Below are 11472 nucleotides of genomic sequence, written 5' to 3'. Positions count from 1 at the left end.
AACTGCGGGACTTCCTTTCAAAGTCAATTTCTCAAGTTCTGCCGCCAATAAAGCCTGATCTTCAATGGATAACTTACCTATTTCAACTTTTATCTTTTCTAAATCCATGAATTAAAGATACGAATAATAGAAATTATAAACTAGAGCGTAGCTTTTTTATAGTATTCTATTACTAAATTAAATTTCCCTTGTTTTTTATAAATAATCCCCATGTTATTGTAAGTATTTCCAACTTTTGGGTGATCTTTTCCTAGAATATCAATATTTATTGCTAAGGCTTTTCTATAATTTTGCAATGCATTTTTATAATCTAAGGTGTAATAATAAATTATAGCCATATTATGATATGACTTTGCTATATCAGGTTTTTTTTCTGGAAATATTTTTTTTTGAACTTCTAATGCTTTCTGATAATAAACTAGTGCATTTTTATAATCAGGTATATTTTCATAATAATTACCAATATTATCATAAGAATAGGCTTCTTGTCGATTATTTTTCACAAGGTATTTATTACTTACTTCTAAAGCTTTTTTTGAATTTAGTAATGTGTTTTCTAAGTCACGAATACGCCATTGATTTTCTGATATTTTATTATAGCATGTCGCTACTTTTTCCCAAACATTGGCTTTTTTATATAATGGTAAGGCTTTACTAAAGAATTTGATTGAGGCTTCGTGGTTCTTATCTTGTATAAGAGAGTCTGCCTTTTAAAAAAAATAAGATGCCTTTATGGTATCGTTTTCAATCTGTCCGAAACTAGGAGTACTTATAAATAAAAGCCCTAAACCCCAAAAAAATATTTTTTTTATCATATTACAAATAGATTCTAGATAGATTGTACAATATACAATTATTCTTTGAGTCTTATCTCTGAATCTTTACTGGTAGGTAATTTCAAAAATTGTTTTGCTTTTTTTATGTTTTTCTTATCCAAATAGATAAGTCCCATATACCATCGTGCAACTTTTGCTTTTTTTTGAGTAGGATAATCAGAAAGAATTTTTAGCTTTTTTAAAGCTTTTATAGTATCTCTGGATTTATAATATGATAACCCTTGTAATAATAAAGCGTCTTCATAATATAATACCGATGAGTCAAAATGACCCAGCATATCAATTACTTCTTCATACTCTTGTTTTGTATACTTATAATATGCTATATGAATATTTGTTTTTAATGAATTACCAGACTCTCCTCTCATTTGAGAATAGTCTAATCCTATTTGTTTATTCCAAGCTTCTTTAGAAGCATATTCATGATCTGGTTCTGATACTGTACTTGTATATTGCCATCCAAAAAATAATACTGCAAAAACTGCTGCAATACCACCAATCCATCTCCAAGGTATCACTTTACCTTTTGTTTTATAATCGGAAAACATCAAATCATTCCACTTTCTTGTGCGAGAAGTTTCTTCTTCTGTTTGATATTCTTTGTTTATAAAGGCATTGCCTTCTCCATATAGTTCAATTTTAGTCAAAAATTGAGAATCTTCATTCATTCTTTTTTCAAATACAGATAATTCTGATTCTGATAAAGCCAAATCAAAATAGCGTGCAATAAGTTCTATATCTTTTTCTTCATTTGCCATCTGTAAAAAGTTTAGTTATGTTTCTTTAATTTCCCTAAAGCTTCATATACCTTTTGAATCAATCTTTTTTTACAATTATATTTTGCCTGCACCAGCGCTTGATAATTCGTATACCCTAATTCTTTTTGTAAATCTTTCAATTGTACCTGATGATCCATATCATTCTCTAAAAGGGTTCTACATTTTGGAGATAGTTTTTCTAAAGCAATGGCCAAGGCTTTATGCTTTAACACTCTATCATTCTCTATTTCAGTTTGATCTTCATAAGAAACAGGATCTGCTGTATCATCACAGTATTCATAGGATTGATCACTTACTGTAACCATGCCTTTAATATTTCTTTTTTTCATCAACCAGGCATTTTTACACATAATATATATATATCCTATACTATTATGAGGTAATTCTTCCTGATTAATAACAAAACGTTCCCAAAATTTTTGCATAGAAGTAATAAATACTTCTCTAGTATCTTCCTCAGATTTTGTGAGTGAAAGTAGTTTTCCCTTTAACTTTTGAAAAGCATACTCAAAGAAAATGTTAAATGGTCGTTCATCTCCTTTTTGTGCAGATTTAATCTTATTTTTTATTTCAATATCATTCACTATCCAAAAGTAAAAAAAAGAGAATGTTTTTTTTATGTTTTAAAACATTTTTTTACAATACTCATACATAGTGCTTCTTACCACTCTTATCATTTGTCAATTTATCCCTATGGAATAAGAGTATAACGCTATAGCATTTGGTATATAAAATCAAGAGAGCTGAGTAGTTTAATTACTTTTCTTTCTAAAATAAAAGAATATCAAGAAAAAACATACTAGAACAAGGGCAAGTAGTATCCAATATATACTTTTTACATCTGTAGGGGTGTCTATTATAAGAGGGGCTGAATCGCCTAGTAAATAAAAGCTTCCCCAATAAAATGGATTGGTATAAAATGTATCTGCTGTATTAATGAATTTTAGCTTTGCCTGCTGTAAAGCTTTATCTTTATGCATTCCTTTATTCAGGTTTGCATAAAAGTATTTCATTAATATAGGTGTTGTTCTATCTGACACCTCCCAACTACTTAACAATAAACTTTTGGTTCCTGCATACTGAAAAGCAGTACCTAAACTCATAATCCCTTCTCCATTGGCAACTTGTCCTACTCCAGTATTACAAGCACTCAATACAGTAAGATCAGCGGGAATATCTAATGCAAAAAGCTCATGGCTATATAATACGTTATCTTCTAGTGTATCTTTACTTTTTGTAAAGTATAGTTTTGAGTTTTGTGGGTTGTTATGATCAACCTCTCCATGTACAGCCAAATGAAGTATACTAAACTGTCCTACATTTTGTTTAAAATTAGCTTCTATAGCATTTACCCCATAGTAATACTCTCCATCTACAATTTCTGAGATAGCTCTGATTTCTTTTCTAGTACCAGGTAAATCATCTCCTGAATCTCTTAAAGTAGCCAAACTCATTTTTGTATCTGAAGTGAGGTTTTTGGCACTATCTGAAAATGAAAACGCTAAACACTCCTTTCGTACATTAGAATCAATTTTCATATTCTTATAAGAATGAAATAAAACATCTGCCGAATTAGCGTATGATATTGCATGTTTTTTCAGTAAATATGGTAGTTCTCTTATGTTTTTAACCTTTTTTTGATGAGTGAGTAATAAATCAAAGTTAAGAAACCATAACGGTCCATCTGGAATAACAATTAATCTTTCATTTTTTAAATTTTCTTTTATTGGTATGATAAGTTGATGATACAACAAAGCTGCTAACTCTTTATACTTTGGTATATTTTCTGATACAATTGCTTCTCGCAATTGAATAATGTTTTCTTTTAGTTGCGGAGTATGCAGTTTTTCAACAGCAATAGTATCTTTAGAAATACTAAAAACATGGGTAACACTATCTGAAGTAAAGAACTCTAAAACTGTAGTTTCTACATCTAATTGTTGTTGAATTGAAGAAATTGAAATTATATCATTTTTATGCTTGAATTGATAATATTTTGGAAAATCCTTTTGTAATATTTCTTTTAACGAATCCTGTCTTCTTTCTTGATCAAAAATTATATTTTCATATTTAGTAATTTTTGCAGTATCAACTGTTTTTTTTGATTGTTCATCCAAAATTTGTGATTGATAAAAAGCTTGAATTGATTTTAACTTCTTTTCCAGTTCTATCATTTCTGATGGCAACTCTGCAAAAGCTTTTGCATCATAATCATTTAAAATCTCTTTCAGTGTATTTGCTTTGTTTTTTTCAGCATAATAAAAAGCTTTCTCTACAAACTTACCTGTGGATTCTTTTTTTTTATTAAGTAAAATTTGGGTTTGGATTGCTCCTGAATACACATCTTGTCCTTTTATAGAAAAAAAGACTTTATCTTTATAATTGCTTAATTTTTTTCTTAAAAAACCTAACAAAGCATCGGAGTCTTCGTATGCACTTTCGCTTTTTTTAAGATCAGTAAGATTTCCGTTTTGCACATATAATTGCTGGTATGTTTCTGCTCTACCTATTAGAGAATTTAATAGAGTAATCAAATTCATATATTTATCATAATCAATACTTGTACTAATAGTAGGTGTATTCTTAGTATCTGATACAATATTCGCAAAAAAGGCCTCTTCATAATTACGTATACTTTTTATATAGTCTTTCTCAAAAAAGTGAATTTTACCGATATTATTATATGCTTCAATAATAAAACTATTATAAGTAGTTCCATATTTTTTTAAAATCGATAATCCATTGTTATAATATTTTAAAGCAGTTTTATATTCTTTTTTTTTCACATAATCTCTTCCTAAATCAAAATAAGAGTGTGCTACATCAGGATGATCTTCTCCATAAAAACCAAGAGTTATATTCAGTGCTTTTTGATGGTAATAAAATGAAGTGTCATATTCTCCTAAACTACTATATGCAGCTCCAATATTTCTCATTGTCTTTAACACACTTTTATGCTCTTTACTATATAACTTTGTAAGCATAGAAAGCGCTTTTTTTAAATACACTAGTGCTTTTTTATTTTTATTAATACTAGTATATAAATTTCCTAAATTTACATACACATATGACTCATATTTTGGTTTCTTATGCTTGATAAAAATTCTTAATGCCTTTTCATAATAATCAATCGCTTTATTTTCTTGTAATAGTTCTATATAAATACTAGCCATATTTGCATAATTAAAAGCTATAAAAAAATGATCTTCTCCATATGCATTAATACTTATTTCTAAGTCTTTTTCATAATACTTAAGAGCTTTTTCATACAAACCTGTTTCTGTATAAATTGCTCCTAGATTATTGTATTGTACTCCTAATTTGTGATGTTTTTTTCCTAGTACATTAATTTTTATTTCTAATGCTTTTTCTTGACAAAGAATGCTTTTTTTATATTCTCCTGTTTTATAATAAATTAAAGCAATATTATTATAACTCTTTGCTACAGAAAGATCTTTATCATTAAGTTTTTTTTGGCGAATATCTAAAGCTTTTTGATAATAGATTAAAGCCTGAGGGAAATTTGAGTTTTCTTCATAATACAATCCAAAATTATCATAGGTATTGGCTTTCTCAAAAGTATTCTCCTCAAAATAAATCTCATTAATCTCAATCGCACTATTTGAGTTCTTAAATGATTCTTCAAATTTGTAGAGGTACAGTTGATTTACTGCTATTTTATTATAACATGTTATTACGCGTCTCCAAGCTTTTGCGTTTTTATATATCGTTAAGGCATTTTTATAACTTTGATTAGATAGCGCTCTTTTATCGTCTTCTCGAAGAGAATCTCCTTCTTTATAATACTGATAAGCAATTAATGTATCTTTTGATGTTTGTGCTAATACAGAAGAAAGTGTAAAATATATCCCTACAAACAGTAATAGTACTTTTTTTATCATCTTGTCTTCTTTCAACTCCTATTTTTTTAATCTTATTTCTGAATCAAATGTATTAGATAATTCTAAAAATTCCTTTGCTTTTTGTATATTTCCTTGATTCAGATAGATAAGACCTTGATACCATAATGCTACTTTTGCCTTTTTTTGTGTAGGATATCCTGAGAGTAACTCCATAATTCGTAAAGCTTTATTTGGTTGTCCCAACCTATAATAAGCTAACCCTTTTATTAGCAAAGCATCCTCATAATACCGCATAGAGCTATCAAAACTATCTATAGCATCAATCGCTAATTCATATTGTTTGTTTTCATACTCTATATAAGCTGTATAAATAACCATGTCTAGATCATCATCCTTATCTCCTCTTATCATTGTATAATCCAGTCCTATTTTTTTATTCCATGCTTCTTCTAAGGCTAATTCTTTTAATGCTGACATGTTCGAAATTTTCCAACTAAAGAAAAGCAATACAAACATAGCTGCCATACCACCAATCCATTTCCATTGTATTTCTTTACTTTTTTTTTGTTGGTAACTCATTACCAAAAAATTCCATTCTTTTATACGATTATACTCTTTTTGAGTCTGAATTTTTTGAACGACAACAGCATTACTCTTTTCATATAACTTAACCTTTTTATAAAACTCTAAATCTTGATGCATTCTTTCTTCAAAGACAAATAATTCTTCTTTAGAAAGAGCCAGCTCAAAATACTTTATTATAAATATAATGTCTTTATCTTCAATTAATACCTCTTGGTTTTTACACATAATAGTAAGCTTACTACTTTTAAGAGTCTTTTTATTGTTTTCATAACAAAATAAGTTTCTAATTAAATAAAACATATTTAACCTCTAGTCTTTTTAACTCTATTCAATACCTTTTATCTTATCGATAATTAAATATCTTCTCTATAAAAATGGTGAATCTTTTCTTTACTTACTGCTACTTTATTATTACAAAATGATGGTTTTGTAAAAAAACTTGTTATGTCTTACCTAGTAGTGCATCATTATTATAAATAACCGTGATTAGTATTATAATATCACTATTTATAAATACTAACATCGGTATAATTCATAAATAACTAATTATCAAAATAGGTATGAAAAAATTCAAATCCCCTTTTCTAGTATTGAGTAACGAAGTACAAAAAGTCAATAATTACTCTAAAATCGATATAAGTTCTAGTTTATTTTTTTCTATTGGAATAATTCTGGTAATCATAGAAAATGTAATGAATATAAAACAAGGATATGCTATAACGCCATTATTAACATCGTCTCTATTTTTTACTAATACTACCCCATCTTCATTAACCAAACCAATATACAAAAGACCTGCAAAAAGAATTAGTTCTTCTATAACTTATAAAAGAACAGGCTATGCCACTTATATAAAAATTGAAGAATACATTATAACAGAGAAAAAATATCTATTACAAGACATTTCACTTAGTAGTTTATCTCTTGATTTTAAAATAAGTAATGGATATATCTCTCAACTTATCAATACTTATTCTCAGAAAAAGTTTAATGATTTTATCAATGAATTAAGAATAGAAGAGTCCAAAAAAAAATTATTAGACAGCGGATATAATAATTATACCATAGAATCTATAGGGTTAGAATGTGGGTTTAAATCAAAATCAAACTTTTATACGGCATTCAAGAAATTCACAAAACAAACACCTAATCAGTTCAAAAGTCTACAAAACAACTCCTAAACTTTTAAATAAAAAGAAATTTCGTTTTATAATATGCATACTACTATTAGTGCTAACAAATTTTAAATAAATAGATTGTTACATATTTTCACAAAGATGATCAGGCATTTTGATTCTACTCAGGATACCTGATCATTTTCCATAATAACATAAATTCAAGAAGTAGATTTTTAATCATCTAACAAAGCAAGAGCATCCAATATCTCTTGTGTAGTTTTAGGCTCAAAATCAAAAGAAAGCTCTTCTTCTTCAGATATTACTACACTTTTTACAGCAAGATATTGTTGATTATCTAATATAGTAATCGCAATATAGGTCGCTTCTAGTCCAACAGGTAAGGAATTTGTATAACTTTGAATAATTGGTTCTCCTGAATTAAAAATTTTGACAACAGCAGGAAGATTATTTTCTTCAAAAACCAAATAAATAGCTGTCTCTATCGCATTTGGACTAGTAGATAAGTTAATATAATTCGTTGTTTTTGCTCCAGGATATGCATAGAATTTATCACAATTTGACCATCCTGTATTAAACACATCATACAAATACGAGGAAGGTGCTGTAATATATACCATGCCCCTAGAACCATTATCATCTCCTATATCTCTAGTAGCATTCCATTCTATACTCCCATCATCAGTAATTGTTCCACTAAAAGGTAGCATCTCATCATCAAAACCACCAGTAGAAGGAACCTGTATTTGATAAAATGTTCCCATAGCCATCTGCAATGAATCTTCATTTTGTGTAAAAACAACCTCAGTTTCTCCTTCAGAAAGAAGAAAAGTGTTTTCTCCAGAAAAATTAATCGCATTTGTTGGTCTATTTGATAAAATCATCTCACTTGGAGTAAAAATTTCTTTTATTCCAATATCAACCATACCACTAATCAAATTTCCATCTACATCTACAAGAGAATTTGCTGGAATAGTTATAATTGTTCCGTTCTCCCCTGTAATACTACCTCCTATTGTAGCATCGATAGTAAATTCTTGTTTTTGTACACCATGAGTACCATAAAACCCAGCAAGGTCATCATATCCAAGTATCTCTTGTGGTAGTATAGGTGTAGAGTTGTCATCATCTCTAGAACAACCTGTTACTATAAAAACAGTCATTAATAGTATTCCTAACATACATTTTAAAGTATTCATAATTTTATGTTTTAAAGTTTTACACCCTTATATCAATACAAAAAGAATAGTGTTACCCTATTTTTACAAAATTATTTCAAAAACAAACATTAAACCCTTTACTTCAAACACTTACAACACTAAAAAACAAAGTGCAATAATAATATGAATATCATTTTTTTTTTGGCACGCTGCTTGATACTATAAAAGTGAGATCGAAAAATAAATTTCTGTTCTCCTTTTTAAAATCACAAATTATGAAAAATTTTGTTTTACTTTTCACAGGTTTATTATTAGCTTCTTTTACTGCTAGTGCATCAAAAACAAGTGTTGAAGCATCTGCTCCATATTATAATTATGGTAAATCATTTATATTTTCTGAAGGAGGTATTGATTTTTCAGTATATGCAGATGGCCAATTTGATTTCCATTTCAATGGAGTAAGTGTTGGCATCAATACTCCTGGAGTAAACATAAGTTTTAACTCTGGATATGATTATGATGCTTACGTACAATATGATGATTACGGAGCTGTAGTACAAATAGAAGATGTGCCTATTTTTTATGATTATAATGGTAGAATCACACAAGCTGGAGATATTTATATTAACTATAATAATTATGGTCGTATCTCAAGAGTTGGTGGACTATATGTAAATTATAATAGATATGGAAACTTCTTGAACTGTACAGGGTATATCAATCGTTATAACAGATATTATGTATATAGACCTTTTCATGACTATTTCACAGTACCAGTAGTAAGTAGATGTATTGTATACGATAGACCATACAGAAGATATTACACTCCTTATAGATGTTCATATACCATGTATAGAAACAATTACTATGATGGGTATTACCGTAGACCATATAGAAGTCGTAGTTATTACAGGCCTTATAGTAGAGTATCTAGCTACAACAGAGGATATAGAGGTTCTAATGCAAGAGCTACAAACTACAGAACAAGAAGCAGTAGAACTGCGATGTACAAAAGAAATGATCGTAACTATAGCAAAATAAGTCGTAGTAGAACATCTAATTATAACAATAGAAATACAACTCGAAGCAGATCAAATTATGGTTCAAAAAGCAATACAAGAAATAGATCAAATATTGCAACAACTAGAAGTACTAGCAGAAGCCGTACAGGAGCACCAAATAAACTTGCACGTACAACAAATAGAAATGCATATTCCAAACAAAGAGTACGATCAAACAATAAAAGTACTCCATCAAAACAGAGAGTACAATCTAATGGAAGAAGCAGAAGTGCAGTAGCAAGTAGATCTAATAAAAGTACTAGTAGACCTAATTATAAAAGAAATGAAAGAACACATAGGTCTGTTGCCAAAACAAACAATGTTCAAAGACCTAGAAGTACAAATAGAAGTTACTCAAAAAATGTAACAAAACGTTCTAACAGTAGTCATTATAATAGTGGTAGAGCAAAAAGCACTTCTAGAGCAACATCTGCAAATAGACAAAGAAGTACTCCTTCTCAAAGAGGGTCGAGATCAGCAAATACACGTTCTCGTACCAGCAGAAGTAGAAGCTAAAAAATAATTGAAGATATTTATCTTTTTGGTTGGTTAGTTGGAAAATCCCTTTGAGTTGAATTTTTATTCACCTCTGGGGATTTTCTTTATTAAATCGTTGATATCTTTAGATACTTTTAATGCATACACAATAACAATATAAGCTATCCCGATTATAATACTCTTACCAATAATATTAAGAATCGGGTGAAAAGGTAATTCCCAAAAATAAAAACCAAAAGTAAAAATGATAATCAAGGACAAAGCCAAAAATGTTTTTGTAGAAAAAGGATGCATTTTAAATTTGGCATATACAATCCATAATTTGGTACTATTATAACAAAACACAGCTATACAAGTGGCAATAGCAGCCCCTGTAACTCCATATACAGGAATCCAATACATATTTAATACTACCGTAAGAATAACCATTCCTACCCCAATATATAATATCAACCTATAATAATCAGAACAGTATAAAATTGAATTATTATTTCCTAAAAGGTTATCAAACAATTTAGCACTACCTATCAAAATGACCACCCAAATAAACAGTTCATACTCTTTAGGTATAATCTCAAAAAGTTGAGTAACATTGCAAACAATCAAAATAAAAAGTAATCCCCCTGTTACCAATAAGTTTAAGGAACTCTTTTTGTACAAATCTTGTAATTGATTCTTTTCTTGTGCATTAATTAATTTAGCCGTCAAGGGGTATGTGATTTGATGCATAGCTCGAGAAGGAATAATAATTACACTTGCGATGTATGCACAGATTCCATATTTAGCAACATTCTCTATCAAAAGATAACGCTCTATCATCGTTTTATCTAACTCTATCAATAAACTTGCAACAGAACCTGCAATCAATATCAATCCAGAATATTTGAAAACAGATACATAGTTATCAGGTAGAGATAAACGAAATTTAAAACGATGAAGCCCAAAAGCATATATTTTCATAACTAGAGTTCGCAACAAATACGCTGCCATTAGTATATAAATAAATCGCTCTATATCTATGATTTCATAATATAATAATATCAGTAGTATACTTATACAAATTCTCAGGAATAGCTCTTTTACTATATTACCAAAGACACTTTTCAATTTTACTTTAGACCAAGCAAAATACACTTCAAAATAAGACACAGCAAATGCTAGAACAAAAATAGTCCATACATAAGGCTGTATGATTGTATTTTTATCACTAAAGAGTTCCAGAATAGAACTATAAAATATAGTCCCTATTATACCTAGAATTATTGCTATAAAAAAAGGTAAAATCAACATGATGGTAAGAAACTTATCTTGTTGTTTATGATTAGAATACGACGAGAAAAACTTGATCAGCGTATTATGCACTCCAAAAGCCATAAGTGGCCATATCAAATTAGAAGTTGTCATAAGGTATGAAATCAGGCCATAATGTTCTTCATTCATAAAATTAGTAAATAAGAACAATGTATTAATTGCTCCTATACCAAACCCTAGACAGGTAATGATTATATTTCGTATTGTTTGGTTTACTACTACGCCCATTACCAATTCAAAATA

Annotated in this window: 9 protein-coding genes; 2 read left to right on the top strand and 7 right to left on the bottom strand. The window is 28.8% G+C overall.

The genetic code is table 11. From position 1 onward, the window contains the following. Positions 1-140 precede the first annotated feature (140 nt). The 5 genes from CVD18_RS14010 to CVD18_RS13990 form a co-directional block, all read right to left on the bottom strand. Positions 141-503, bottom strand: a complete 363-nt coding sequence (locus tag CVD18_RS14010) for a tetratricopeptide repeat protein (RefSeq protein ID WP_158250464.1) — start codon at positions 501-503, stop codon at positions 141-143. 350 nt (positions 504-853) lie between these two features. Next, positions 854-1594, bottom strand: a complete 741-nt coding sequence (locus CVD18_RS14005) for a tol-pal system YbgF family protein (RefSeq protein WP_103866065.1) — start codon at positions 1592-1594, stop codon at positions 854-856. Between the two features lie 11 nt (positions 1595-1605). Further along, positions 1606-2199, bottom strand: coding sequence for an RNA polymerase sigma factor (locus CVD18_RS14000; RefSeq protein WP_103866064.1), 594 nt, complete (start codon positions 2197-2199; stop codon positions 1606-1608). A gap of 168 nt (positions 2200-2367) precedes the next feature. Continuing rightward, positions 2368-5532, bottom strand: coding sequence for a CHAT domain-containing tetratricopeptide repeat protein (locus CVD18_RS13995; RefSeq protein WP_103866063.1), 3165 nt, complete (start codon positions 5530-5532; stop codon positions 2368-2370). A gap of 3 nt (positions 5533-5535) precedes the next feature. Continuing rightward, the gene (locus tag CVD18_RS13990; RefSeq protein ID WP_158250463.1) at positions 5536-6288 is read right to left on the bottom strand and encodes a tol-pal system YbgF family protein; all 753 of its coding nucleotides are present in this window, start codon (positions 6286-6288) and stop codon (positions 5536-5538) included. Positions 6289-6623: 335 nt separating this feature from the next. Here CVD18_RS13990 and CVD18_RS13985 point away from each other — a divergent pair, with 335 nt between their 5' ends. Continuing rightward, positions 6624-7244, top strand: coding sequence for an AraC family transcriptional regulator (locus CVD18_RS13985; RefSeq protein ID WP_103866061.1), 621 nt, complete (start codon positions 6624-6626; stop codon positions 7242-7244). 170 nt (positions 7245-7414) lie between these two features. Here CVD18_RS13985 and CVD18_RS13980 read toward each other — a convergent pair whose 3' ends face one another. Then, positions 7415-8398, bottom strand: coding sequence for a hypothetical protein (locus CVD18_RS13980; protein WP_146052794.1), 984 nt, complete (start codon positions 8396-8398; stop codon positions 7415-7417). 236 nt (positions 8399-8634) lie between these two features. Here CVD18_RS13980 and CVD18_RS13975 point away from each other — a divergent pair, with 236 nt between their 5' ends. Continuing rightward, positions 8635-9936, top strand: a complete 1302-nt coding sequence (locus CVD18_RS13975; RefSeq protein WP_199185085.1) for a hypothetical protein — start codon at positions 8635-8637, stop codon at positions 9934-9936. 63 nt (positions 9937-9999) lie between these two features. Here CVD18_RS13975 and CVD18_RS13970 read toward each other — a convergent pair whose 3' ends face one another. Then, the gene (locus CVD18_RS13970) at positions 10000-11457 is read right to left on the bottom strand and encodes a lipopolysaccharide biosynthesis protein (RefSeq protein WP_103866059.1); all 1458 of its coding nucleotides are present in this window, start codon (positions 11455-11457) and stop codon (positions 10000-10002) included. Between the last annotated feature and the right edge of the window lie 15 nt (positions 11458-11472).

This window comes from Aquimarina sp. I32.4, from assembly GCF_002924285.1.
Classification (GTDB): domain Bacteria; phylum Bacteroidota; class Bacteroidia; order Flavobacteriales; family Flavobacteriaceae; genus Aquimarina.
The sequence above is the reverse complement of the archived record's forward strand: the minus strand, read 5'-3'. Positions and strand labels throughout refer to the sequence as shown.

Coding starts and splice junctions, on each gene's coding strand:
- CVD18_RS14005 (WP_103866065.1), bottom strand. CDS start 1,594: ATGGCAAATGAAGAAAAAGATATAGAACTTATTGCACGCTATTTTGAT.
- CVD18_RS13990 (WP_158250463.1), bottom strand. CDS start 6,288: ATGTGTAAAAACCAAGAGGTATTAATTGAAGATAAAGACATTATATTT.
- CVD18_RS13985 (WP_103866061.1), top strand. CDS start 6,624: ATGAAAAAATTCAAATCCCCTTTTCTAGTATTGAGTAACGAAGTACAA.
- CVD18_RS13980 (WP_146052794.1), bottom strand. CDS start 8,398: ATGAATACTTTAAAATGTATGTTAGGAATACTATTAATGACTGTTTTT.
- CVD18_RS13975 (WP_199185085.1), top strand. CDS start 8,635: ATGAAAAATTTTGTTTTACTTTTCACAGGTTTATTATTAGCTTCTTTT.
- CVD18_RS13970 (WP_103866059.1), bottom strand. CDS start 11,457: ATGGGCGTAGTAGTAAACCAAACAATACGAAATATAATCATTACCTGT.